The sequence below is a fragment of the Pseudomonas sp. S8 genome, from assembly GCF_050473925.1.
Taxonomy (GTDB): domain Bacteria; phylum Pseudomonadota; class Gammaproteobacteria; order Pseudomonadales; family Pseudomonadaceae; genus Aquipseudomonas; species Aquipseudomonas parakoreensis.
Window position 1 is genome coordinate 980245 of sequence record NZ_JBFDVZ010000016.1, and the last position, 25889, is coordinate 1006133.

Annotated in this window: 21 protein-coding genes, 3 tRNA genes and 2 pseudogenes; 11 read left to right on the plus strand and 15 right to left on the minus strand. The window is 53.3% G+C overall.

Translation table 11 applies throughout. The annotated features are described in order from the left end of the window. From uvrC to AB1J88_RS05710, 5 genes are all read left to right on the plus strand, one after another. Entirely contained in the window at positions 1-1824 is a 1824-nt protein-coding gene (gene uvrC, locus AB1J88_RS05690; protein WP_198759285.1) for an excinuclease ABC subunit UvrC, read from the plus strand. A 32-nt stretch (positions 1825-1856) separates the two neighbouring features. Further along, positions 1857-2417: a CDP-diacylglycerol--glycerol-3-phosphate 3-phosphatidyltransferase gene (gene pgsA, locus AB1J88_RS05695; protein ID WP_003225417.1), complete on the plus strand. Its 561-nt coding sequence runs from the start codon at positions 1857-1859 to the stop codon at positions 2415-2417. 60 nt (positions 2418-2477) lie between these two features. Next, positions 2478-2553, plus strand: a tRNA-Gly gene (locus AB1J88_RS05700). A gap of 46 nt (positions 2554-2599) precedes the next feature. Beyond that, a tRNA-Cys gene (locus AB1J88_RS05705) sits at positions 2600-2673 on the plus strand. A gap of 194 nt (positions 2674-2867) precedes the next feature. Further along, positions 2868-2954 (plus strand) — tRNA-Leu (locus AB1J88_RS05710). Positions 2955-3047: 93 nt separating this feature from the next. Here the strand turns inward: AB1J88_RS05710 and AB1J88_RS05715 are convergent. From AB1J88_RS05715 to AB1J88_RS05745, 7 genes are read right to left on the minus strand one after another with little or no spacing between them, the layout of a single operon-like run. Next, complete coding sequence (locus AB1J88_RS05715; protein ID WP_430290475.1) at positions 3048-4079, minus strand: site-specific integrase; 1032 nt, start codon at positions 4077-4079, stop codon at positions 3048-3050. Further along, positions 4080-4286, minus strand: coding sequence for a DUF4224 domain-containing protein (locus AB1J88_RS05720; RefSeq protein ID WP_008080161.1), 207 nt, complete (start codon positions 4284-4286; stop codon positions 4080-4082). Beyond that, positions 4283-4756, minus strand: coding sequence for a hypothetical protein (locus tag AB1J88_RS05725; protein ID WP_430290476.1), 474 nt, complete (start codon positions 4754-4756; stop codon positions 4283-4285). Before AB1J88_RS05725 ends, AB1J88_RS05720 begins: the two co-directional genes overlap by 4 nt. Continuing rightward, positions 4753-5133 carry a pyocin activator PrtN family protein gene (locus AB1J88_RS05730; RefSeq protein ID WP_430290478.1) on the minus strand — a complete coding sequence of 127 codons (381 nt, stop codon included), beginning with the start codon at positions 5131-5133 and terminating at the stop codon, positions 4753-4755. Before AB1J88_RS05730 ends, AB1J88_RS05725 begins: the two co-directional genes overlap by 4 nt. Continuing rightward, entirely contained in the window at positions 5126-5305 is a 180-nt protein-coding gene (locus tag AB1J88_RS05735) for a hypothetical protein (RefSeq protein WP_122707920.1), read from the minus strand. Before AB1J88_RS05735 ends, AB1J88_RS05730 begins: the two co-directional genes overlap by 8 nt. Next, entirely contained in the window at positions 5292-5573 is a 282-nt protein-coding gene (locus AB1J88_RS05740; RefSeq protein WP_430290479.1) for a phage antirepressor KilAC domain-containing protein, read from the minus strand. Before AB1J88_RS05740 ends, AB1J88_RS05735 begins: the two co-directional genes overlap by 14 nt. Positions 5574-5583: 10 nt before the next feature. Next, entirely contained in the window at positions 5584-5967 is a 384-nt protein-coding gene (locus tag AB1J88_RS05745) for a hypothetical protein (RefSeq protein ID WP_430290480.1), read from the minus strand. Here AB1J88_RS05745 and AB1J88_RS05750 point away from each other — a divergent pair. From AB1J88_RS05750 to AB1J88_RS05760, 3 genes and pseudogenes are all read left to right on the plus strand, one after another. Beyond that, on the plus strand, positions 5966-6592 hold the full coding sequence (locus tag AB1J88_RS05750; RefSeq protein WP_430290481.1) for a terminase small subunit: 627 nt from the start codon (positions 5966-5968) through the stop codon (positions 6590-6592). The genes AB1J88_RS05745 and AB1J88_RS05750 overlap by 2 nt on opposite strands. Before the next feature lie 17 nt (positions 6593-6609). Further along, a pseudogene (locus AB1J88_RS05755) lies at positions 6610-6852 on the plus strand (IS5/IS1182 family transposase); the annotation flags it as partial. A gap of 226 nt (positions 6853-7078) precedes the next feature. Next, entirely contained in the window at positions 7079-7759 is a 681-nt protein-coding gene (locus AB1J88_RS05760) for a histidine phosphatase family protein (RefSeq protein ID WP_123725540.1), read from the plus strand. A gap of 8 nt (positions 7760-7767) precedes the next feature. Here AB1J88_RS05760 and AB1J88_RS05765 read toward each other — a convergent pair whose 3' ends face one another. Then, positions 7768-8991 carry an EAL domain-containing protein gene (locus tag AB1J88_RS05765; RefSeq protein ID WP_123725539.1) on the minus strand — a complete coding sequence of 408 codons (1224 nt, stop codon included), beginning with the start codon at positions 8989-8991 and terminating at the stop codon, positions 7768-7770. A gap of 100 nt (positions 8992-9091) precedes the next feature. Beyond that, positions 9092-11467: an ATP-binding protein gene (locus tag AB1J88_RS05770; RefSeq protein WP_430290482.1), complete on the minus strand. Its 2376-nt coding sequence runs from the start codon at positions 11465-11467 to the stop codon at positions 9092-9094. A 270-nt stretch (positions 11468-11737) separates the two neighbouring features. Here AB1J88_RS05770 and AB1J88_RS05775 point away from each other — a divergent pair, with 270 nt between their 5' ends. Continuing rightward, positions 11738-13066 (plus strand): EAL domain-containing protein, encoded by a 1329-nt coding sequence (locus AB1J88_RS05775; RefSeq protein ID WP_430290483.1) that lies wholly within the window; start codon positions 11738-11740, stop codon positions 13064-13066. Positions 13067-13203: 137 nt separating this feature from the next. Beyond that, positions 13204-13869 (plus strand): response regulator transcription factor, encoded by a 666-nt coding sequence (locus tag AB1J88_RS05780; protein WP_430290484.1) that lies wholly within the window; start codon positions 13204-13206, stop codon positions 13867-13869. 215 nt (positions 13870-14084) lie between these two features. Here AB1J88_RS05780 and AB1J88_RS05785 read toward each other — a convergent pair whose 3' ends face one another. Next, positions 14085-14510, minus strand: a complete 426-nt coding sequence (locus AB1J88_RS05785; RefSeq protein WP_430290486.1) for a hypothetical protein — start codon at positions 14508-14510, stop codon at positions 14085-14087. Here AB1J88_RS05785 and AB1J88_RS05790 point away from each other — a divergent pair. Next, positions 14433-15398 (plus strand): annotated as a pseudogene (locus AB1J88_RS05790) (IS3 family transposase). The gene AB1J88_RS05785 and the pseudogene AB1J88_RS05790 sit on opposite strands and share 78 nt — an antisense overlap. Before the next feature lie 158 nt (positions 15399-15556). Here the strand turns inward: AB1J88_RS05790 and AB1J88_RS05795 are convergent. From AB1J88_RS05795 to AB1J88_RS05815, 5 genes are all read right to left on the minus strand, one after another. Next, positions 15557-16231 carry a DUF1120 domain-containing protein gene (locus AB1J88_RS05795; RefSeq protein ID WP_430290487.1) on the minus strand — a complete coding sequence of 225 codons (675 nt, stop codon included), beginning with the start codon at positions 16229-16231 and terminating at the stop codon, positions 15557-15559. 147 nt (positions 16232-16378) lie between these two features. Further along, positions 16379-16963, minus strand: coding sequence for a hypothetical protein (locus tag AB1J88_RS05800; RefSeq protein WP_007925611.1), 585 nt, complete (start codon positions 16961-16963; stop codon positions 16379-16381). Next, the gene (locus tag AB1J88_RS05805) at positions 16917-19448 is read right to left on the minus strand and encodes a fimbrial biogenesis usher protein (protein ID WP_430290489.1); all 2532 of its coding nucleotides are present in this window, start codon (positions 19446-19448) and stop codon (positions 16917-16919) included. The genes AB1J88_RS05800 and AB1J88_RS05805 overlap by 47 nt, the downstream gene beginning before the upstream one ends. Before the next feature lie 61 nt (positions 19449-19509). After that, positions 19510-20229 (minus strand): fimbria/pilus chaperone family protein, encoded by a 720-nt coding sequence (locus tag AB1J88_RS05810; RefSeq protein ID WP_123725533.1) that lies wholly within the window; start codon positions 20227-20229, stop codon positions 19510-19512. 517 nt (positions 20230-20746) lie between these two features. Further along, positions 20747-24148: an autotransporter domain-containing protein gene (locus AB1J88_RS05815; RefSeq protein ID WP_430290490.1), complete on the minus strand. Its 3402-nt coding sequence runs from the start codon at positions 24146-24148 to the stop codon at positions 20747-20749. Positions 24149-25889 lie beyond the last annotated feature (1741 nt).

Sequence of the window (25889 nt, forward strand, 5' to 3'; positions counted from 1 at the left end):
ATGACTGAAATATTCGATTCCGGCGCCTTCCTGGCGACTGTCAGTGGGCGTCCCGGCGTCTATCGCATGTTCGACAGCGAGGCACGCCTGCTGTATGTCGGTAAGGCCAAGAACCTCAAGAAGCGACTTGCCAGCTATTTCCGCAAGACCGGACTGGCGCCGAAGACCGCTGCTCTGGTCGGGCGTATCGCACAGGTCGAAACGACCATTACCGCCAATGAAACCGAGGCGTTGCTGCTTGAACAGACGCTGATCAAGGAGTGGCGGCCGCCGTACAACATTCTGTTGCGCGACGATAAGTCTTATCCCTATGTATTTCTGTCTGACGGCCAGTTCCCACGGTTGAGCATCCATCGTGGCGCGAAGAAGGCGAAGGGCAAGTATTTCGGCCCATATCCGAGCGCCGGGGCCATTCGCGAAAGCCTCAGCCTGCTGCAAAAGACCTTTTTCGTCCGGCAGTGTGAGGACAGTTACTACAAGAACCGTACGCGCCCTTGTCTTCAGTATCAGATCAAACGCTGCAAGGCTCCTTGTGTCGGTCTGGTTGAACCGGAAGTTTATGCCGAGGATGTGCGTCACTCGGTGATGTTTCTTGAAGGACGCAGTCACGCGCTGACCAATGAGCTGTCAACGGCAATGGAAGAGGCGGCGATCAATCTCGAGTTCGAACGCGCCGCCGAGTTGCGTGACCAGATTGCCTTGCTGCGTCGGGTCCAGGATCAGCAGAGCATGGAAGGCGGTACGGGCGACATCGATGTCATCGCAGCCTTCGTCAACCCGGGCGGCGCGTGCGTTCATTTGATCAGCGTGCGTGGCGGGCGAGTGTTGGGCAGCAAAAACTTCTTTCCACAGGTGGGTATTGAAGAGGAGGTTGCCGAAGTCATGGCGGCGTTCCTCGGCCAGTACTATATCAGCAGCCCGGAGCGCGACCTGCCGAGCGAACTGATCGTCAACGTCGTGCCCGAAGACGCCACGGCCCTGATCGATGCCATCCACGAGCTGCGCGGTCGCGAGCTGAGTATCAGCCACCGGGTGCGTGGCACACGGGCGCGCTGGCAGCAGTTGGCGGTCACCAATGCCGAGCAAGCGCTGGGCGCACGCCTGGCCAACCGTCAACACACGGCTGCGCGCTTCGACGCGCTGGCAGAAGTACTGAACCTGGATGAACCACCGCAGCGCCTCGAGTGCTATGACATCAGCCACTCCAGTGGCGAGGCGACTGTCGCCTCTTGTGTCGTGTTCGGTCCGGAAGGTGCGATCAAATCCGACTATCGTCGTTACAACATCGAGGGCGTCACAGCGGGCGATGACTACGCGGCCATGCACCAGGCCCTGACCCGGCGCTTCAGCAAACTGAAGGACGGGGAGGGCAAGCTGCCGGATATTTTGCTGGTGGACGGCGGCAAGGGACAATTGTCGATGGCCCGTGACGTGCTCAACGAATTGGCAGTACCGGATCTGATCCTGCTGGGTGTGGCCAAGGGCGCAACCCGCAAGGCAGGGTTCGAAACTTTGTATCTTAATGATGCCGCCCATGAGTTCACTTTGCGTGGCGACTCACCCGCGCTGCACCTGATCCAGCAGATTCGTGACGAGGCACACCGGTTCGCGATCACTGGCCACCGTGCGCGGCGCGGCAAAACCCGCCGGACGTCGACGCTGGAAGGCGTTGCAGGCGTAGGGCCGACCCGGCGTCGGGACTTGTTGAAACATTTTGGTGGATTGCAGGAGCTGTCTCGTGCAAGCATCGAAGAGATCGCCAAAGCACCGGGGATCAGTAAAAAGCTCGCAGAGTCGATTTATGCAAACCTGCATAGCGAGTAGAATGCCAACTCACCTCGTAGCCAGTTGTGCCGATGAATATCCCGAATCTGATTACCGTTCTACGCGTCCTGCTCATCCCGATCTTCATTTTGCTGTTTTACCTGCCTTATCAGTGGAGCTACATGGCCTCCGCCTCGGTGTTCGCCTTTGCGGCGGCCACTGACTGGCTCGACGGCTATCTGGCTCGTCGCCTGGAACAAAGCACGCCGTTCGGAGCTTTTCTCGATCCGGTTGCCGACAAGCTGATGGTGGCTGTCGCTTTGGTATTGCTGGTTCAGGAACACGGCAATTTGTGGCTGACACTTCCCGCAGCCGTCATCATTGGCCGTGAGATTGTCGTCTCGGCCTTGCGTGAGTGGATGGCAGAACTCGGCGCCCGCGCTCATGTAGCGGTGTCCAATCTCGGCAAGTGGAAAACCGCAGCGCAGATGCTGGCGCTGGTGATCCTGCTGGCCAATCCAAGAGACTTCAGTTTCTGGGTCTTGCTGGGTTATGCCTTGTTGATGATCTCGGCAGGCCTGACGTTGTGGTCGATGGTTCAATACTTGCGGGCCGCCTGGCCGCATCTGAAAACCGACGTTGAAAAGAAATAAAACTTTTTTGAATCAAAGGGTTGACGGGGCTTCTGAAATCTATAGAATGCGCCACACCAAGCGGGAATAGCTCAGTTGGTAGAGCACGACCTTGCCAAGGTCGGGGTCGCGAGTTCGAGTCTCGTTTCCCGCTCCAAGTTTGTACGCGGTTGTTGTGGTGCTACTAAACAGCGATCGTTTGAGGCCGAGTAGCAAAATGGTTATGCAGCGGATTGCAAATCCGCCTACGCCGGTTCGATTCCGACCTCGGCCTCCACTATAAACAAGCTCCGTAGATCCATGATTTACGGAGCTTTTTTATTTCCAGTGCGCTGCAAGATTTAGTCTTGAAATCAACCACTGTGAACTTGCTTCACCGGGACGTGATGTATATATTTCCCGCTCTGCTTTACAAGGCTTAACGCTGTCAGGTTTGCTGATCGACTGCTTTGAGCACTACACCGCGCTACCGCCCGAATGGCGAAACTGGTAGACGCATGGGACTTAAAATCCCCCGCTCGTAAGGGCGTGCCGGTTCGATTCCGGCTTCGGGCACCATGAATATCAAGGGCTTGCATGATGTACCTCATGCAAGCCCTTAGTTCTTTTTTCCGCAATCAAAAAATCTTTTCCGCAATTCGTTACCGTTAGTCACCTCGTAGGGGTGACCTTCATGCCCTTTCGCATGCGGATGTACTGTTCTGTCATCCCTACGGTGGTGTGCCCAAGTTGGTCCCGAGCTTCTCTGATGCTCCCTGTTGACTCCTCTTTATCCGTTGCCGCTTTTGCTCGTAGGTCGCGCATCTGAAATTCTGCTTTTGGAATCCCGGCTGCTTCCCTGGCGTCATCGAACCTTTTTCTGAGCATACTGGTCGTCATCGGCTGGCCAGAGTCGATTACTACCAGGCGTGTTGATCTGATTTTCTGTCCGGCCTTTCGCGCCATGATTCGATCGATTACGACTTTGAGCTCACCAATGATTTCGATCCTTCGTTTAGCCCCAGTTTTGCCTTGCTGGACGGAGAGCTTTCCGTCCTTTATGTCGCGCTCATCCATCTTCAATGTGTCAGCGACCCTCTGACCTGTTAGATAAAACAGGTCCAAAGCATCTCTTAATGGTTGATCGGCATGCTGGTAGGCTCGGGCAAGGACGTCGTCTTCAACATATATGTCGCGACCGGTTTCTTTATTACCCTTCACGCCTGAGCAAGGATTTGCCAAGGATGTATAGCCATTCTCGCGAGCAAAGTTCCAGATGGAGCTGAGTAAAGCCTTCTCCCGATTCGCGCGAATAGGTGCTGTCTTGCCACGATGACGAAGGTACTGGCTGACATGTTTCGGTTCGATAGCTTCTAGAGGGGCGGGCGGATCGTTGAAGAACAGAAGTAGGTTTTTGAGTTCGCGCGCGTTGTCTTTTTGGGTGGCGTGGGCTTTAGTGGGAACCACCTCATTCATATAAAGCTCGGCTACGTAAGCAAAGGTAAGTACGGTTTGTGTCAGGGCTTGAGAGACGCGGCTTTTTTCGAGCTTTGCGTACTCTAAGATGGCCAGGCCGTAATCCGTACCTAGCGGGATTTCCTTGCGTGGTTTCCCGCCAGTGTCATAAAGGTAATAGGTTGTTTTGCCGCGTTTTCTCTCGCGCAGGCGAGGAATGCTTCCCGGCTTTGTTGGTCTTCGTCCCATTCATCCCACCAGGCGCGGCTGCCACGTTGGAGTTTCTGCCGCGTTGGTAGTTGCTCCTGTCAGCGCGGACGCAATCACGCAAGGCCAGCCATTGCGCTTGATGGTATGACGAATGCCATTGCGCTTCAGCACCATAATCTGACCGGCTTTAGTTTTAGCTCCGGTCAGTTCGCAGACTTGCTCATGGCTAAGAAATTGGATACTCATGCTGGCTCCTTGCTAGGAAATGCTGAGCGCTTCGAATGCGCTTGCGGTGCGGTCTTGTTGCCCTCGGTTCCTGGATACAGCTGCGCAGCCATTGCAAGCGCCTGCCCGCGCAGCGATCGGGCATCACGCTCGAGCTTCTTGCTGGTACGAAAGGCGCTGAAGGTCTCAGCGGCGATCCGCAGCAGCTCGCCGATATCGACCAGCGTCTGGTGCTCGGCCGGGCCGAAGAGTGGACCTGCTTCAAATCGTTTGCAGGTGTGTGCCAGGCGTGCGTGATCGGCCCGTATGAACTGCAGGGAGACCTGGAGCTCGCGGATGGTTTTGGCGCTTGCGGCGCGCTGGATGTCTTCACCCTCGCGCAGGCCTGTTTCCAGGCCATCGCTGCGGCCCATGATGTAACCGCCCCAGAGCAGCAGGGCGGCCAGAGCTATCAGGATGATGAGTGCACCGATTTGTATTGGGGTCATCATGTGGTGTGCTCCTGGGATTGTCGTTGGCTGGTGGTGACAGCCGTCAGTGGTGTGGGGGCAACAGGGCGTTGTCCGTCGTGCTGTCGCTGCATGTCTTCATCCGCTTTGTAGGCGCGGATGTCGATCAGCGAGGCGACGTGCCGGATGTGGGCGTATTTGAGGGCCTTGCGGCTGGTGTCCAGCGTGGTGATCGGGAGCTGGATCCGGCCGCTGTTGATTTCTGTCACGAACGACTGTTCGTTGAGATTGCGAAAGTACTGCTCGCGGACTTTCTCCAGCGGGATCAGGACGTCACCGAAGATTCGATAGAGCAGTTCGACGGTGGCCAATTCGGGCGCCGGATGAAGGCGAAGCGGATTCTGTGCAGCGTTACTCATGGCCTTGTCGAGCCTCCTTGCGTTGTTGTCGTGCCGGGTGGTTCCAGGCGTTCAGGCAGTGGCGTCTGGTCAGCTCGCGCAGATGTTCGGGCACTTCGAGGAGCGCGGCGTTGCGCTCCTCGCGTGTGCGCATGGCAACGATCTGGCGGGCGTACTCCCTAGGCCACGTCACGGCGATCTACCGGGATGGCAGGAAGATCGATGTCCAACTGCTCGGCCAGCCAGCGGATACCGGCCTGCTTCACCCGAGCCGACTGGCTGTACTGCATTCCGTGTTTCTCGTCATACCAGGGACTGTCCTTGACTCGCAGGTACGCTTTGTCGCGCTTCGGGTCCGCCGGCAGGTTTCCCTTGAGCAAACCTTTTTCTCGCATGAGAGCGATCAGTTTGGGGCGAGTGAGGCCGAGTTGAGCGGCTGCTTGGGCGAGGGTGCGTTCCATGACGTCCTCCTTATGCTGCGTGCGCAGCTGGAGTGGCCGCTGCAGCAAGGTGGTTGATGGACTCAATGACCTTTGCGTAGATCTCGGCATCGGAGTCGTACAAGGTGAAGCAGCGCGTATGCGGGCTCTTGTTGCCGATGCTCAAGATAGCGGTGACGCCGCGGCGCGAATGGGTGCGATGCAGCGCCACATGCAGGGGAAGTTCAAAACCCATGTCGAGGCTAAGCACGCCGCCGGTGTGCACCAGCTCGAACACACGTTGCTTGTCCTGGACAATAAAATGGCCGTATTGACGATCGACATGCGGGAGATGCACCAGGTCGTTGGAGTTGCTCGCGTCGACCCCAGTTGACTGGTTGACCAGTTGACCGGGCTTGGAAATAGGAGGCTTCATGGCATTTTTAACACGTAAGGAATACGGCGAGCTCAAGGGGTGGTCTAAGCAATACATCAGCAAATTGATACTCAATAATCGACTGGTGCTGGATGAAGCGGGCCGGATCGATGTCGATGCCAGCGAACAGTTTCTGGAGGTGACGCGGGATCCGAGTAAGGCCGGCGTCAGCGCTCGACACCAGCAGGAACGGCTCCAGCGTGACGTCTATAGCCACGTCACATCAAAATCCGAACCGACTAACACGGCTGCGCCGCCGCCCGTTGATTCGGCCCAGGGGCACTCTCCGGACTTTCAGAAAGCACGAGCGCATCGCGAGCATTACTTGGCGCGAATGGCGGAGATGGAGTTTCGCAAGGCGCAGGGTGAACTGGTCGAGATCAGCTTCGTGCAGAAGGCTGCGTATGAGACGGCGCGCTCGCTCAACCAATCGCTGATGATCCTGTCGCCGCAATTGGCGCCACAACTCGCAGCGTTGTCTGACCCATGGGAAGTGGAACGACAGCTGACCGCTGCACTACGTCAACGACTCAACGAGGCGGCTCAAGTGTCCAGCGACGACTTCGGATTTACATTGGACGATGGTAACAACATGTCGAGCTCGCTCGACCGAAGTCATTGTTGAGAAATGGCAGTTACCGGCCAATGAGCACCAAGTGCTGCCCGAGCACTGTATTTCGATAAATAGCTCGCCGCGGACATAAAGCCGCACGCGATATGCCACGTCGGGTCTTAGCGACACCTGCATATGTGCGCTCTCGCCGCGAACGTAAGAAGGCGGAGATATTGTTTGCCCATCTCAAGCGCATCCTGAAACTGGATCGCCTGGGACTATGTGGCATGAGTAGCGGGATCGATGAATTCACGCAGCCTGCGGCGGTATAGAAACTGCGACGGCTGGCTAGATTTAGATCTCGAGGCCGCCTGCCACGGGATAAGTGCGTCTGCACTCAGCAAAAACCTCAAATTAACTCCCAAACTGAGCAGCAGTTTGTTTATCCATCGATATCGGTTCAAAGCAGCAAGCTGAAAAAATTAGGCCTAGTCCTATAGAGTCCAGTGTTGGTCTGTTGTTTAAGTTTGCTGCCTTATTAAACCTCGAGCGAAATTTATGTTGGATAATTTGCCTCCCCACCTTAAGCGTGTATTTCAACCACGTCGTTACCTTGTGCCGATACTTGGGTTTGCCACCATAGCCATGCCGCTCTCCCTAGGCTTTTTTGAACGACAGGTAACACCGATAGACGGCACTCAGACTCTGGTATTCCTGCGCCACGCCGAGAAACCCGATCAAGGCATGGGCCAATTGAACTGCCAAGGGCTCAATCGCGCTCTTGACCTCTCCACAACGTTGCCCGAGCGTTTCGGCAACGCTGACTATGTGTTCGCCGCCAACCCTTTAAGGCATGTCGAGGAGGGCAGCCAGGATCAACGCTACAGCTATATCCGACCGCTGATGACTATTGGCCCTAGTGCCATCCGCCTGGGCCTGCCAGTGAATATCGACTTTGGGGCCAACGACACTGACGAACTGGCCGACGAATTCCTGCGCGAGCAGTATCATAACGCGACGGTCTACACCGCTTGGTCACGTGGCTACCTGCCGGAACTGATCAATGCCGTAGCAGGTAAGGTCCTCGGTGAGGAACGAATGATCGTCGAGGATTGGAGGCGTGATGATTTCGACACGCTATATGTATTGACCCTGACTTGGCGCGATGGAAAAGCGAGACTGCACAGCCAAAGTCTGCACCAAGGCCTCGACCATAGGGAGTCAGCCTGTCCAACATGATCTGCGGGTTACTGCCTATCCCTGATCCTGATGGGGAACAGGCGCATGAACTCGTCCACTTCCAAAGGTGTCGACAGGGCAAAACCTTGTCCTGTGCGGCACCCAAGCTGGAGCAATGCATCAATCTGCGATGAAGATTCAATCCCTTCGGCGATGATATCCAGCTCCATGGTCTGGCCTATCGAAATCGCTGCGCAGACTGCCGCACAACAGCCGCAGTCATCGCCCATACCTTGTACGAAGCGGCCATCAATTTTGAGTTTGGAAAATGGCATTTGAGTCAACAGGTCTATCGAAGCAAAGCCACAACCAAAATCGTCCATTGCAATCGGAAAGCCCCACATGCGCAGAGAACCCAACTCCCTCGACAAGGCAAGCCAATCATAAACTGGCACGTCTTCGGTCAATTCGATCATGAGTAGGGAAGTAGGCACATCTGCTTCACGAAGCCTTTGCGCGAGTGATCGGCCGATGCCAACCGTAGATAAAGTCGAGGCTGATGCATTTACTGCGATAGGCACAGCAACACCCTGACGGTGCAAATCGCTCAACAGCGCAATCACTCTAGTCAGCACTATGTGGAAAAGCAGCAGATCCATCCCGGCCTGGCGCGCCAACGGCACAAAGGTCGACGGTGCAATGTTGCCCTTGGATTCGTGGCTCCAGCGCGCCAGCGCCTCGGCACCTACGATCTCGCCGGTTTGCAGGTTGACTTGCGGTTGCAGCACTATTCTGAAATCATTATTGGTCAACAGGGCACGCATCAGCTCAAGCGTGTTTGGTACCTGTGTTTCGTCGTGCTGGATGGACTCGCCACTGGCTACATTTTCCAATAGAGCACTGACGATATTCATTTCGACATTTGAACTGGACAAGTCGAAAAGCAGGACCTTTACACCCGCACGCCCTGCCAGCCTTATATGCCAATCCAAGAAGCTCTGTTTCTGCGCGCTGTACCATATGACCACAGGCAAATTCGACAATATGCGTTGCCGCTTGAGGTCCAGCAGTAATGACGGTAAGGCCAACCCCTCGGCACACTCCGTCGAGATATGACTCAACACTGCATGAAAACGTCGCGTGGCCAGTGCGATTGTCGCTGCACTCAGGTTTTTTACGACCTCCGTTTCTCCGGCGAACGAAAGGCTGTAGCCGATATCTTCAACTGTCCCCACGATCAGCAATTTTGGCAGTGCGCTGTAGTTTTTTTTCTGCTTTGGCTTGGATGACATCGTATCGACCTATACGAGTAGTAATGCCAAAGACTCTACGCAGCGTGCAGAGAGCAAGATATCGGATTCGGACTAAAAGGAGAGCCATCCCCTCTCGCGATTACGTTCTATCTGTTTCCGTAGATAATGAATATTGCACTAGTAACTGTTCCAGAATATCCAGATCCGCCTGTGCAAAGCTTGAAGATCCGACCTTGAACCGGGCCTCCATTGATTTCGCCAACGATGCCATATCTGGTTGTTTCAATATTGCGAAGGCACCAAACAATCGATGCGCGTAATGAGTCGCTTCTTCCATGTCAGCCATTTCAACTGCAGCTCGTAACGCATGCACGTCGCTCCAGAGGTGTGCGATATCTGCTCGATCATCTGTATCGAATGTGGCCTCTTCATCAATATGTGCTAGTGGCAAATCCGTCCAGAGTTGAAGTGCATCTCTTAACTTGCCCAGTTTGATGGGCTTTTTCAGTACGCCGTCCATGCCTGCGACGAAACAGGTGGCGGTGTGTTCATCATCGGTCGATGCGGAGATCGCTACGATCGGCGTAGGTGCAAGGGCGAGCGACGACTCTATGGCTCGCCACTGGCGGGCCACTTCATAGCCGGAAATGCTCGGGAGATCGCAGTCTAATAACACAATGTCAAATGTGTTTTGCTCAAGTGCAAGCAAAGCTTTTTCCCCATCCGGTGCCAGTGTCGGGCTGCAGCCCAAGACTTCGAGCTGAGCGTGGAGGACTGCTTGATTGGCGGGCATGTCCTCTACCAGCAAAACCCTTAGTACTCGCTCTGTCGCTGGCACATCCAATTGTTGCCTAGATAAGCTCTGTTCTTGTAGATGGGGCGGCGCAACGTAGATATCACAGGGTAGGAGTACTTTGGCGACAGTACCTTTATCAGGCTCGCTCTCGAGATCTATAGTACCACCCATCAATTCCAACAGTTGCCTGCAGATGGTCAAGCCAAGCCCGGTGCCACCAAACTTGCGCGCAGTATTCGTGTTTGCTTGGGTGTATGGTTGAAAAAGCCGTTGAAGAGAGTCGGCGTCTATCCCGATACCTGTATCCACTATGCGGATTTGTAATTGATGCCGGTTTAGCGGGGGAGGGCTGGGATCCAACCGTATACTGATCGTCACGCCACCTTCAGGCGTGAACTTGATCGCATTCGAGATGAGGTTATGCAACACCTGCTCAACGCGAAACCTATCCAGCATCAGATGGGGTTCAATGGGGTGTTCTTGTATTAGCTTCAGTTCAATCCCGTTTTTTGCCTTTAGCGCTAGCAAATCTACAACGGAGCGAGCCAGTTCCATAATATCGACGGGCCCCAGGTCCAGTTGCAGCCGTCCGGCCTCGAGCTTGGAGATATCCAGAACGTCATCCAACAGATATAGTAAGTTCTCCGCACCGCTGGAAGCTACCGCCAGCAAACGATGAGATTCATCAGGCAGCTCGGTACGCTGCATCAGCAGCTCCATGGAGGCGAGGATGGCATTCATCGGCGAGCGAATCTCATGGGTAAGCACGGCCAGAAACATGGTTTTCTCTTTCTCGCTGAGCATGGCCAGGCGCCGTTGCTGTCTTGCGTGAATCGCAAATCCTCCGATCAGCAACAGGCCGCTCAAGATCAGCGCCATTTGCAGGCCGTAATAGCGCAATAGTACGGTTAGCGATGGTCTACCATAGTTGGCCGACTCGAGCTCGCGCTGTATCATTGCATCGACTTGTTCAGCAGTCATGGACGCCAGCGCCTTGTCAAGGATATCGCGCAAAATCGGCAGATCACGTCGTACAGCCATGGACAGCTCCATCGGCAAACGGGCGATCCCGCCGGAGACATACAGTTCTTCATCATATTTGCTGCGCAAAAAGGGTAGCAGTGCAGGTGCAACGTCTACTGCCGCATCAGCACGCCGTTCAATGACTGCAATCAGCGAATCTTCGGGTGTTTTCGTTTCAAGAATTTTGACAGCAGGATAGAGCGTTCTGATTGCGCTCTCATATGAACTGTCCTTCTTGACAGCAACAACATGCCCGTTCAGTCGGCGTAGATCGAACACCGCCTGACTGTTTTTACGCGTGACAACTATCGTTGCCCCCGTGTAATAGACATTGGTAAAAATGGCGGCATCGATAATCGATTTCTCCGCAAACATCTGCATGATCCCGGGAAGTACATCTACTTCATCCCGCTGAAGTTTCTCTATCCTCCCCTGTCCAACTCCCGTGTCGGGCACAGGCACAAATCGAAGGCCTGTGCTGCGCTCGATGAAGTCTATGTACTCAGTGGCCAACCCCATGTCCTGACCGTCCTCCACATACTGTAACGGTTTCCAGTCAGGCTCGACCGCCACATGGACGACCGGGTTTGCAGCAATCCAGGCGCGTTCTTCAGGGGTGAGATCCAGAGGATGGGAGAAAACTGACGGTAACCAGACAAATAAAATCGCTGGCCACAATGCCGCTCCCCGCTTCATGGTACTTTCACCTGGTACTTCGGTTGGAAAAAGTCAATATTGAAGATAACAGCTGACCTGTCGGATTTTTCTGCATTTTTTCTCACGGCCATGCCTCCTGGAAAGCAGTGAATGACCTCGCGCTTTTGATCGAAACCCTACCGCTGGCATGAGCGGCCGTCAATTATACTGTACTGCTCACGCGCCACGAGCGAGATAAGAATACGAGTTGCCATCTCACATGATTTTTAGGAGTAGTCTTATAGTCTGAAATGATCAGGCGTTGTTTAAATGAGTTGTCATTACACTCATGAAGCGATCGTCAAGTTGAAAACTTCGCCCCTTACTCTAACGCCTCCCCCCCGAGTCAATCTGGTCGTATTAAGCCACGATGAACAATATGTGTTACGCATGACAGAGTGCCTGAACGGTAGTGGTCTTTTCCATATCGAGCACGTTGAGTCGCTGAGCAGGCTGCGCCTGCGTAAGCAACCTATAGACATCGTTATGGCCGAGATTCATGCTGATCATGTCGACAGTCTGATGCTACCGTGTTGGGTCGGTGAACTTAACGCCTACGGCCGGGTACGCAGAGCTCCCCATATTGTCTGGACCATAAAGGCCAGTGCGCTTGATGATGCGACTTCGTCGGCCGCTGCCATCGAGCAGGGCCATACGGATATCGTCAAAGGTATTTCCAGTATAGCTTTGGCCTCGTATGCCCGACTCGCCAGAGCATCGGGCATACGGGTTGAGATCGTTGCCGAGAATCATCCCACTCAACTTCTACAAGTACTCGAAAAGCTTGCTACAGCCGAACACTTGCTACCGCAGCTGCCGCAATCTGACAGATTTGAGTTGTTGATCAGCGAAGACGATGTCGTGTCAGTGATAACGTCGGGTGAAAATCTGCGTGTGGTGCTGCAGCCGCAATATAACTTGGCCAGTCGTCAAGTGATCGGAGCCGAAGCGCTGATACGCTGGGAACACCCAATCCACGGCGACATCCCCCCGTTGATCCTGATCCCGATGGTCGAACAGTTAGGGTTAGGCCTCTTGCTGTTCAGTCATGTCGAGAGAGCGGTGATTGAAGTCCTCGATGCGCTCGATCGTCTGGGTATAGACATTCCCATCGCTATAAATGCCTCGACCCGCACGCTGTGTGCCACCGGACTGGCTACCCGGTTGGCAATCAAGATGCAAAAGGCCGGTTTGCCTGCCCGGCGATTGAAGATCGAGCTGACTGAGCCAATCACTCCTGGAAACGAACTGATGTTGTCAGCGTCCATCATGGCACTCCGAGCGAAGGGTTTTCTGATTTCGCTCGGAGACTTCGGTGCCGGCGCTGCAACGCTCGCTCTGTTGACGCACATACCCTTCGATGAGATGAAAATCGACGGAAAGTTAGCTGGAATTGCTGAGCAATCGCCACAATCGAGCGAGATCATTTCCGGTATCGTTAACCTTGCCCGCTACTTCAACTTGAATCTAGTGACCGAGGGTATTGAGGATCCATCCAGCATCGAGATGCTCAACCGTCTAGGTTGCAGCGCCGGGCAAGGATTGGCTCTGGCCCCTCCATTGGAGCAGGCTGATTTCCTGAGACTCGTCGCGCGATAGTGCACGACAAAAGCCTGGGTGCGACTTTCCAGAACTGTGTGTTTGTACTTAAAAAATTCTCGATCAGGTACCAGTATTGACTATTCTCATTTTAGTCTTTGAGTTACCTGGTCCATACCGAGTGACGTCTGAACGCCATGAAGTCTATACGTGTTGCATTACTCGACGACCATGCTGTCGTTCGCCAAGGTCTTGCCAGTCACCTAGGCGACGCCCCCGGTATAGAGATCGTCGGGATATATAAAAACAGCCGGGAACTGATGCGCGGTATGTCTACAGTGCCCGTCGATGTGCTTTTGCTGGACTTCGTTCTCGGTCGCGACGAGCTTGATGGTGTTTCATTGATTCGCGCTTTGCGGGTTCGCTTTCCCGCCTGCCGGATCCTGGTGCTGTCAACTCACCACGATCCGGCCACTGTCTCGCTGGCCCTGCGGGTTGGAGCGCGCGGATTCATTGGCAAGGATGAGGATCTGACATGCCTCGCCAAGGCTATCCGGGTGGTTGCTTCCGGAGCTGTTTACCTAAGTGCAGAAGCCTCCTATAAAGTAGTCGATGGTATCCAGCAAAGTGACAATTCACCTCAATTAATCAGCAGTGACACTAACGTGCTGCAATTGGCTCTACTGTCGGCGCGTGAGCAGGAGGTTATCCGCTGTTATCTCGACGGCATGACCATCACGGAAATCGCCGAAAAGTTCAACCGCAGTATAAAAACCATCAGTACGCAGAAAGCCACAGCTTTTCGCAAACTAGGAATAACCTCTAACAATGGGTTGTTCAAGATAATGAAGGCACTAGAGTAGCCTGTGAAGTTTTACGCATGTCCGTAGGTACATTCTTGAATTTGAGAAGGCTCACAAGTTATTATCTGTGAGTTTTTTTTGTTGGCGGCAACTGCACGAAATCTGTAAAAGGAAAATCATGATGTCAGAAAAAAGCGGAGGTTCGAGAACGGCGAGGAGTTTTTCTCTCTTATGGAAGATGGTCTACCTCGCTAGACATCAAAGCAGCGTTAGGATTATTTCACGCCAACAGCATCATGATTCATGCGGCGGGGAAAATGCATTGTGGTAAAGACGCCATTGCCCTTGAGTTGGAAGGGTTCTTCAGCTTCGGATTTCCTGTACGCAGTACCAAGCGACATTTGTTGGTCTAAGGCGATATGGCTTTGCAAATTTCTGATTGGAGTCTTGGTGGTGTCAGCGAGGACGGAACGATAATAAACGTAGGGGGTACTGCGACCGATGTTATATGTCGCGGGCAAGATAATTAAATCGCCCCTGGTTTCGTAGACACCTCCAAGCCTCATAATGAGGCCCAAATAGGAGGTGCCATGAGTCGCCAGCGTTACCCCGAAGAATTCTAGATCGAAGCGGTCAAGCAAGTAACCGAAAAAGGCAAACCTGTCGCCGATGTTGCCCAGCGCTTGGGCATGTCCGTGCACAGCCTTTACGCCTGGATCAAGGTCTACAGCAAGCCCCAAGAACAGCGTCAGCAAGGCGACGATGAGCAGGCCGAATTGCGCAAGCTACGCGCTGAACTCAAGCGCGTGACTGAAGAGCGAGACATCTAAAAACAGGCCGCCGCGTACTTTGCCAAGGAGTGCGGCTGAAGTACGCCTTCATCAAGAAGTACTCGACTGATTACCCGGTGCGGCGTCTTTGCCAAACCCTCAAGGTGTACCCCAGCGGCTACTACGCCTGGCTGGCCGAGCCTCAATCTGCCCGAGCAAAAGAAGATCAACGTCTGCTTGGCTTGATCAAACACGCTTGGCTAGAAAGCGGAGGTGTATTCGGCTACCGCAAAATCCACGATGACCTACGTGAGCTGGGAGAGGAATGCGGACGAGATCGAGTCGGGCGCTTGATGCAGGCGGAAGGGCTGCGTTCGCAAACGGGCTATCGGCGGCGTCCAAAACCAACAGTGGCCTCGCCCAACCACCTCGCCCGGCAGTTCAAGGTCAGTGAGCCGAACAAGGTCTGGGTGACAGATATTACTTACATCCGCAACTATGTAGGATAGCTCTACCTCAGATCAAGGTAGTCAGTTCAGTAGCTCAGATTGGCAAAGCTTCTCGAAGGCTAACAATGTAATCAGCAGCATGAGTCGGCGAGGAAACTGCCACGACAATGCCGTAGCCGAGAGCTTTTTCCAGCTTTTGAAGCGGTAGCGAATCCGACGAAAGGTCTACACAACTCGTGAAGAAGCCCGAAATGATATTTTCGATTACATCGAGATGTTCTATAACCCTAAACGCCGACACAGCAGTGCTATGCATCTGTCTCCAGTAAAGTATGAGAAACGCTATTTCCTGAGCTTGGAGAGTGTCTAGGAAACTTGGGGCGATTCAAATATCTGGCGTGACGCAGTGGATAGTACATTTGGAATTTTAAGTCGCCATCTGAAGTAGATTGTTAGGCCCGGGAATGAGTAGAGAAATAGTGTGGGGCAAAAGCCCGTAGCGAATAAACGCTACGGGCCGATTTTGTATTACAAATAGACTAACTCTAGCGTGGCTGAACCGTCCAGAGACACATCGCTGCTCAGATCCAGTTCAGAACCTTTATTCAACGCGGCCTGCACGTTTAAAGTACCTGACAGAGTCTTGAATGCGATTGGAGCGCCAGCAGTTGTTGCCGACCATGACATGAGAACTGAACCATCATTTGCAATACCTCCTGAACTTGAGTTTAGCCATGTAGTGCCGGAGTCTTTGCTGAAGATTGATTCAACTTGGGCGCCGTCAGCAGTGAAGTCATTTACGGCTAAGGTCATCGCATAAACACCAATATTTTTTCCGGACGCATTGCCCAAACCAAAGGCACCGATTTCATTCAAGGCTGGCCTGATTTTCTTTACTGCTCCAGGGACTCGTGTGCCCGCACGATTATCTATAGCCTTCAGCGCAACTTTTGTCGGTGCATTGCAAACAATAGTGAACGCAACATTTTTTTCAGGCAACAGGGTAAAATCGTTTGTGCTCAAGTCAGTAGAACTGTGTGTGCCGTAATCGATAGTGCCACCACCCGCCAATGTCGGAGTGCAGGCGTTCGGAATAATAGTGCCAATTACTTTTACCTCAACCGATGCAGCATGTGCACCCAAAGAAAAGGCTGTCGCAGTAGTGGCGAAGGCCCATGCGGCGAGTTTTGGATTGAAACGCATTTTTATTTCTCCGTTACGAAAAGTTAGGTAGGCCTGCTCCAATGGCAGAGTGGCTGGCTTCCATTCCAGCTGGATGCTATTTTCTTATTAATAATGTTTGCGAAGCTCTAGGAGTAAGCCTAAAAATAAAAGTCGATATGCAATCTTCTACTGCGTATCCAGTGTCAACCTGCCGAGCCCTTCAAGTACGGTGATGTCGCGCGCATATGTCTCTGTGTCACTGATATACGTTTGAATTTCAACCTGAGCCAAAAAAACTTTGCCAACAGCCCGCTGACCTTGAACCATAGTTGTCACCACTTCATTTGGGCGCAGTAGCTCCGTTGGCGATAACGGCCTGGCACTGCCAGCCTGAGCGAGTTGCACGGTATTTCCATCCAGCGTTGCGTTACTCAGCGTGATTGTGAAATGGCCTTTATCGGCAAACCGGTAGCTATTCAAATCCGCCGCTTGTCCCTCAAACCGCAATCCAAAGCGGGTTTCTTCGCGACAGACCACCGTCAGGTTTAGTTGCCGGTTTCCGAGGGCAATCGGAGCACTCCCGCGGATATCCATATCGCTCCGGTTAAGTGTGCCGTAATCGACCTCCGGGTTGCTCAAACGCATTTCGCAGTCGGCCGCGAACGTACTACTGGCAACCAGGGTAAGCGCAGTGCCAAGCCATCGCGCGCAATCTGCACTGGTGCTACGGCGCATGACAAACAGCCGGTGCAACATCGTAAAAAGCGTCATAGTCAGTCTCCTTGGGGAAGTCGATCTTCAGCAGGCAGGACTTTTCATCAGTGAGAGAAACCCTCAGTACTTCAGTAGGGGCCAGGTCAGAAAGAAAGATGACGCCCTTGTCCAGGACCGTCGTAAGGAAGTGGTTTTTGTCATCAAGTACCGAAGAACCTTTGGGCAGCGGTTGTCCTGCTGTGTCGGAGGCGTTAATCAGGATGCGTTGAACCTTGATGACCTTGAAGTCGAGGTGACTCACCGAACCACGGCCGGCGCCAATTCTCTGGAAGCCGTTCTGTAGGTCGATCCGTTTCGGCAGCGATTTTGTTTGCACCTCGACGCGGCTATCTCGATAGGCACTCAGTTGTGGTACCACTGCTTTGCCTTTGTAGTCAGTCCATACCGGGCCATAAGGTGTCGACACCTTGACCCCGGACAGGTCGCCGACGTCCACGATGCCGAAGGTGTCTTGCACCGGATATGGCGAGAAGGTCACCCCATCTTGATGTGCTACTGCGCCGCCGGAGACTCGAGCGTTGTAGTTCTTGCTGTCCGGGCCTTGGGCATAACCCAGGTCCACGCTGGTGAAGCGAGGAATGGCCGAGAGGTTGGCGGTAGAATAGTTGTCACCCCGGTCGCCAGTGCTCTCGGTGCTAAGGCGGTAATTGAACTGGTCATTGATGGTTTCGGAATACGTTGCACCAAAACGCTGGTTGTCGCCGCGTCGGCTGGCATAGGTGCGCACGCTACGGGACTGACCCAGGGGCACGCTGACGCTGAAGTAGATTGCGTCGTCGCTGTCACCCGGACTGTTGGAAGAGCCGCTTAATGCGGTTTCCACGGTGGCAGACACAGTGGCATGTTTGAACGTTTTCCCCCAGGAGCCCACCAGGCGGTTGGTAGAGTCGCCATTGAAGGTACGGCTGGGTGAAATGGACACATTGAAGCTGCCCAACGTGCTATTGGACCAGCCCAGCGAGGCACTGTATTGGCTCTTGTAGCGGCGGTTGTACCAATCGTCATCAGCATGCAATGTGGTGTCGGACAGTTCTCGATAGCCGGTGGTCTGCTGGGTAGCCGACACACTGCCTGACACGGTCTCGGTGAAACGCGTGCTCAAGGTGACACTGGCCTGGGTGCCTTTTACGTCTTCCTTGGCTGTGTGGGAGTAGAGGTTACGCACACTCAGGCTGGTGTCCTTTGCGAGGTTGGTGTCCACGCCCCATCCGGTGGATTGATAGTCGGTGGCTGCCATCAGCCCGGTAGTAGCGGTCAGGCTTTCACTCAGGCTCCAGGTGCCGGTGCCGGTAATCACCCAGGGTTGGTCCTCATCATTGGCGCCCTGGTTGCGTATCTTGCCGGCAGAAAAGGTGTAACCAGGTCGGACCGTAACAGCGTTGCGAAATGACGCTGCTGACACGACGAAGTTTCGCTCTGCGCCAGTGATGTCTCGCACTTTGACGTCCAGATCGGAGTTGCTGTTGAGCAACGGTATATCGCTCAGGCTGAACGGTCCTTCCGGCACGATCGTGGTGTAGATCAACGCACCGACCTGACGTACTTCTATCGTGGATTGTGCATTGGCGATGCCCTCTACCCGTGCCCCGGAACGGGCCGACCCCATCAGCGCCGTTTCGGGCAGTATCTGCACGCCGGTAATCGCTCCCCCGGAAAAAAGCGGGTTGTTGATATTGATCTGCCCGGCCTGCAGCAGGGCCTTTTGCTCGGTGAATGTGCGTTGTGCGTATGCGTATAAATGTTCGAAACTCTCTTTGTCGTCGCTCTTGCTATAAAGCTGGTGACTGCGCACGATCCAGTCACCCATGTTGAACCCCAGATCGGTCGAGCCCGACAGGTAGTCGCTAGACTGCGAACCAAACTCCGAACGCATGGCCATTACGTCATAGTTGAAAAGGGCAGCAGTGCCACCACGGCTGAAGTTCGTAGTCTGGGGCGCATCGCTCTGTAAGGCATGCTGCGGGACCACCAGAAAAATCTCATCCTTGTTCGGGTGCAGGCTGACCTCGGTTTGCGGGTACGCCGCCACAAAGTCATAACGCTTTTCGGTGGCGTTCTTTGAACTCAGCACGTACTGCGAACCGGGAGCCTTCAGACGGGCCTTGGTCAGCAATGCCTCGTCAAAATACAGCTCTCCGTGGTTGTCGAACCGGGCTTCCACTCTGCCCAGCTTGACCCCGTTAACCACCAGTGAAACTACGTGCGCGCCCTCCGTAAACCGCGCGGGCTCGCGAAAATAATCAGCCAGTTTGGGGTCAATGCCGCGTGCTTTAAGGGTTTGCATATCGAACCTTGCGAAATCGCCGCTGGCTTGCCCAGCCCCCTGCGACATGTCCGCCTGGGCGGCAATCGGCGTAAGCAAGAGTGCGTTCCAGATCGCGTACGCAAGGGGCGCAAAGATCGGTAGGAAAGGGCGCTTGTTTTGTTCAGGCACGAGTTTGCAGCGGCCACCCTTATAGGTAGCCAGGAAAGGCTTTTTCATGGTTTAGGACTGCTAGGTAGAAACAGGCGGGGAGGCAAAAGCTGTTGACTATTGCGCGTGCTCAGTAACTAGTAGTGGCATCGATAGGCGCTTCGTACTTATCGACAGAGAAGCCATAGACCGTGCCAGGGCCGATGGTTACCGAGCTTGAGTGGATAGCTTCAGGTGCCAACGCCATCTTCAATGTCTCACCAGGCAGGACATAGGTGCGTGGCAGCAAGGCCGTCTTGCCCGAAGGCTTGAGTTTCAGCTCTTGAGACAACCGCACGACATAGGCGCTGTTGTTGATCACCACCAGCTTGCCGTTATGGATACCCCATTTCAGCAACTTCCAAGGCTCACGGTTGGGCTCCAGACCCTTGGGGTGAACGATCAAAGGCAGGTTCTGACGCATGCTGACACCGACAGTCGAGCGCCCTTGGCTGTTGAGTTTTGGAGCGATGCCTTCAAAGATTACGCGCTTGAGTCGCTGGGTTGTCACCGGCTCGCCTCCTTGACGCAGGAAACGCACAAGCTGGGTTTCACCGGCCTCAACACGGGTGACGGGTGGAGTCAGCACTACCAGGGGCTCGGTGTCCTCGGGGATATTCTCGATAGTCGAATACAACAGCGCCGGAGTGCCGTCGGTGTTCTTGACGTTGATGCTGGTTTCACCTTCGTCCTCATACAATATCACCACAGAGGTCTCAGGCTGCATACCGGTCGCGCAAATGAACGGTGCGGCTAACGCCGCAGCCGAACCTGCCAACAGGGCACACAAATGTTTTTTGGAGATAGTCATGTCTATACCTCATTGAATTGCCGCCAATCGATGAGTTCAGATGGGGCGCTCATTGAGGTGAATTATGGAAGTCCGGTACTAAGCAAAACATCGGAATAGGATTAAAAGTGAGATGAGTTGCCGATAAATCGTGTCCAGGAGGCGAAAACCTGCGCGGTGGACACCTGGCTGCCGTTGATCAGAGCAAGACTTCATCCCCCCCTGCGACAATGGCTCCACCATGATCCTATTAGTGGGCCTCTACCATTATTCATCTACCTTTTATCAATGTATCCGGTGTCCGCGCAGGTGATAATCCGAGCATTCGTCGAGCTGTTCGGCGGCGTGTAAGAAGGTACCGTGAGCGAGCATGTTCCTACGGGGTTGACACCTAGCCCACACGAACATGTCTGCTCGTGAAGAAATGCTTCATTCTTATATTGCAATCGGTTCCCCCTATCTTGTTCAGCCCTCTGTGAGGTGCTAACTCCACCAGCGCGAGGTTTTCTTGGGGCGGCGGAGGTGCATCTAGTTACCTCTAGAAAGTCCAGGAGGCAGTAGCAGAAGCGCTCTGGTCGTGAAAGCGCTGGCCTATTTCTCCTATGTACCCCAAGCCGATGGAAAAGGACGGCGTTAGGTCAAGGCTGGCGTTGAGTGCCAATTGAGCCATGTCTTTTTGCACAGGTAAACCGGAGATACTGACGAAGTCCCCTTGGGACCGCAGTTTCAGTCGGGTCTCCGTGGATGGTTCGCTGAAGGTGTGTTGCAGCCCTGTGCTGCCACTCAGCCGCAAGGTCATGCCTCTGGCCAGTGGATGGGTGGCGTTCACACGCGCACCGAGTCGGGCCGAGGTCACGTCCATGCGGCTTTTCTTGCCGCTAAGGGCGAACAGGTTTTGCTTCTCGGTAAAGGCCTCGGTTTCAAGGTGTGTGTAGTTAAGCCCAACAAAGGGTTCTAGAGTCAAGGTGTTGAAGTTGATGGCCTTGGACAGTTCGGCAAAGACCTGGCGGGTGCTTCCATCGTAACTGCCTTTCAGTCGCGTGGTGCCATTCTTGTGGCTTATATCGCGTTTGCTGTCGATCTCATGCCAGGCGTAGGCCGCGCCGAGGCGTACTGTAACGCTGTCCAACTGTTTACCAGCATAGGCGGCAAGGCTGTAGGTCTCGACATCGGCCGAAGCACTCTGCATGGAGAGCGAGGCAGAGTTGCTTTGATAGCTGGCGGCGATACCGGCTCTCAAACCGCTATCTTCGTCTTGCTGATCGAGCCCCGAGATTACCCCGTGAGTCGAACGATTGAGTTTGGCTGCACCATCCTGGCGATTTTGCGTGCCACTGGAGTTGAAGGCATATCCCCAGGCGCCCAAAGCACGCGGGTTCTGTTCTGTTTGGTAAAGACGATTAAGCGTGGCGTTGCGCACGTAGCCTGAATCTTGCAATAGCGCATTCTTGAGCGAGGCATGCAGCTCGCCGGTCATGGATTGCAAGACGTGCTTGAACTCATCTCTGGAGAGCCCGATCAAGGTATTGGTTTCTTTTTCGGCCCAGGTTAGAGGTACGGTTTCCGGAGCGCCCACGGAGGGGGTAGCGGCCAGCAGTGTTGCTGATGGAACAGGCACTGGCGTTACGGTGGGCGAGGGCGTAATAACGACTGGCAAAGTGGAGGGCGGTATAGTGATAGGGGCCTCGTTCAGCAGCTGGGTGGCCAAGACTTTTTCGTTTGCGGTTTCCACCAGTGCTTGAGGACTGACGTCGTTACGCACCAGGTTCAGGTTTACTTGGTTTGTTTCGTAAGTCAGGCTGGGCGTGAGGAAGGCCAAATTGGATGTGACACTGGCAAATTGGCCGCTGACGCCTTTTTGCGCCTGGATAATAGGCAGGCTGGTGTTGGATTTGTAGTCGCCGGCCTCTGCCTGAACGTCAACCAGACCACCTTGCAGGTCAATATGTCCGGCTACGTCCAGCTTGTCGGCACGTCCAGTCGCATCGACCTCGACCTGGTAAATCGACTCGGGCCTGAAGGTCAGATTTTGGGTGATGCGTAAGGTACCGATCGAATTGCCGGGGGCGATGATCCCGCCTTTGTTGACGGTGACTGAGCCGACTTCGCCGATGCCCTGCAACTGGCCGCCGGACTCTACGTAAACCAATGCATGGTTCAGTGTGCCATTGATCTTCAGTGCACCTTTGTTGATGTAGGTGTGCCCAGTAGTACTGTTGTTGCCGTTGAGTTCGAGCATACTCGAGCCGTCTTTTATTAGACTGCCGCCACCGCTGATATTGCTGCCAAATGCGATGTTGTCACTACGATTGAAGGTGAGCGTGCCATTGTTGTTGATATTGCCCGTCACCAAGCCTTGAGTTCCGCCGTTACCCACTTGTACGGCGCCCTGGTTCACGTCGATGCCGCCATTGGAGACCGTGTTGCCTGTAAGGATCAGCAGGCCAGCGCCATCTTTCACCAGCTTGCCATCTCCATTGATATCTCCGCCAAAAGCTATGTCGTCGCTGCGATTGAAGATCAGCGTGGCGTCGTTGTTGATATTGCCCGTCACTGCGCCTTGCGTTCCACCGTTACCTACTTGCAAGGTGCCCTGGTTCAGGTCAATGCCGCCACTGAAGGTGTTGTTGCCTGTGAGGACTAGCGTACCGCTACCATTTTTGATCAAGCTGCCAGGGCCACCAATATCTTCCTTCCAGGTATCGGTTTGTGAAAACCCGGCCAGATCCAAATCCGAAGCCGGGTTCTGGTTGACTGTGAAATCTTCATAGAAATAGGTGGGGCCGCTAAAAGCGCGGGGCAGGTTGATCAGGCCCCAGTTGGCGTCTGGGTTGTTGGCGTCGAAGGTCCAGCCCGCCAGCGAGTTGCTGGGGTAAGCTGTGCTAGCCAGAATCTGCCGCCATTCGGGTGACTTCAAATAGGGAAAGCGAAAACGCAACAAGGCACTTGACTGTTGCGGAATATGTTCAGGGGTGAGCGCTACGACAGGGCGTTTGAGCAGTTGGTTGTAATAGCCGATGCTGTAGTTTTCGTTGGCTTGAGTATCGGTCAAGGGCGAGTCTTGAGCCTCAAGGCAGCCACGCAAAGGGCCCGAGCAAAGCTTCGACTCTTCTACCTGCGTTCGAACATCCTTGCTCAGTTCAAAAAAGGTAGTTGCCAACGTGTCGTCTGACAGTATTTTCGACAGATAGAAATAGTTGCCAATGCGGGAGGCAATAGTGTCGGTTGGAAAGTGTGCTTCCAACACGACACGGCTCTCGCCGTATTGCAATGCGCGGGAAATTATTTCGCTGCCACGCTCTGGAAATACCAGGCTCATGGGCAGCGCCGTTGTATAACCGTCCCAAGTGTGGCCGCTTGGGAAGGATGAGCCTTTTATGGATAGGTAGTCTTTTATATATTGTGAATTTTCCAGAACCTCATAGGGTCTTCCACGAAGAAACTGTTCCTTTAATATGAAGTCTGCGGTTCGTTCCCTTTGTTTGTTAGGGTCATATGATCTGGCTGCCAGTTCGTATAGATCTACCAAGCGGTCGTAAGACGATAGATCTGAAAGAACTAGCGGCATGGTGGGTGTTTTTGCGGGGGTGAGCGAACCTAGCGCTGACTGCGTCATTATCGATAGTTGATAAGCGGACTCTTGCGACCTATCGCTCCTGGCAAGCTTGTATCTAGCTCCACTGTCTTGTACGTAGGCGATGGAACCTATCCGATCAAGCTCGGATGATTCTGAGCCTGGCTGTGGATAGCCGGTAAGGACGTTATTTTGGAGCTCCTTGAACCAGGTATTTCTTTTGGAGTCGATCAGTGCTTCAGCGATGTCGGTTTCAATTCCAGCTAATACACATGAAGGTGAAAGCATCCAGAGAAAAAGTACATATTTCAAAGCTGCGTGTTGGCCCGATGGGCTAGTATTCAAGGATATGTTTGTTGGTCGCATGAGTCATCCTTTGGTCTACGGCTTATTGGGAAGGAATCGTTATGCGGGGTTTTCTTTTCTGTTTTATTACAATGTTGTTGACAGGCTAAAAGAAAATATTTCTGTAAGAATCAAGGGGCTTTATATTTCGCATATTAATTGTATTTAGGATTTTTCCTATTGATTTTTGTTTTTGGTTTTGTAAGGTCGCTGTTGGTGGTGTGGTGATTTATTGTGTTAGATGTTTGCTGTAACAGCGAAATTTTAGCATTTGTTGTCAGAGGTTCCGTATGCCTCCCTATAAGGTGGGACCAGTGTCAGGCCAGGCCAGTCCCATTTCATAGGTGTCGGTCTTTACCACTTCCTTCGCGTCGCTAAGTAGCTCTTGCCATAGCTTAGGCGGACTGCGATCAGTTCGGCGGTCGTGTGATGTGCGAGAGTCGAGGCTGGCTGTCATGTACTTGTGTAAATTTCTCAAGATCATGCGTAATTTGCATCGTGTTGACGGCGACAGAAATTTCGGATCATTCCTAGAGATTTTTTTTACTTCAATCGTCAGCATTCAAACCTAAATTGGTCATAGTATGAGGGCGATTTTCATGCAGCATTGACGTACCACACAGGAGGGAGAATGAAGCTTCTCTATTTTTAGAAAAAATTTTCACTGTTGGATGTACCTATATAGGCAGGTGGTGCCCTCGGATCCGTCAAGGACAGTTGTTGATCGACAGTGAGTGGCGGTGCCGAAAGCAGTGATGATTTGAGCTTGGCGTCAGCGAACCTTAAGGTCCGATGCTTTTCGCCCGCTGCCGATGACTGATACTCCGGACGGAGCAGTTATCAGTTGCCGTTAATTGGAGTTCAATCACCAGGGAACGGCAGGTCATTGGCAATTGACGCGAATGATCAGTTATTAATCGAGATATGTATGAGCAGACCAGGGCGAACTAAATAGTGCGAGCGGTATGCTATTAACAATCCCTCGTCGCATGAAGAAGTCGGTGGCGATAAAGTGTGGTTCCAATGCGATCGGACGAATAATCAAGATTTTTGGCCAAGCAGTGGAGGAAAATATGGGTGCTATATTACATGCCAATAAATAATAAATTTTCTTGCAGCTCGTGTGCTTTGTTCGCTTTAGAAATCAAACTGTCTGCCTGTCTCTGGAAGCAGCGAGGCATGGCAGCCATCGCTAGTGGAATATGATCATGCCTACAAAGACCTTGCGAATTATAATTTTCGACAAACGCCATTCTCAACGGCTCGAAGTCGAAAAATTACTGAACGAACAGGGTTACTATCGTATAGCGCCGGTGGCAGTCTTTGCCGATTTTCTTCATTTAGTGGAATACTCGCTCGTGGCTATTGATCTTGTCGTCATGCATTGCGGCTCGATCGATGGGATGAGAGACGGTTTCAATCTTGATAGCTTCTGTCGTAATAGCCCCAACCTTCGTCATACCTTGATCTACGATGACCAAACTTTTGATGTAACAGAAATAGATTGGGTGTCTTCACGGATCATCAGGAAGGTCCCGAGTCCTCCGAGTCGTATAGCTATAAGTAGTCTCATGGAGTTAATCGACCCGCGCAGGAAATGGTGAGTGTAGTAAACGAGCCGACCTGGTTTCGTAGGCACTTGACAGCTGTTTTTGGCCAATTGCTACTCGCCGGAAATAGCAGATTCCGGCCCAGATTTTCTAGACAAGCGAAAGGAAGTATCCAGCTCACTGACTATGAGGTGTAACCCGCAGCAATCCGT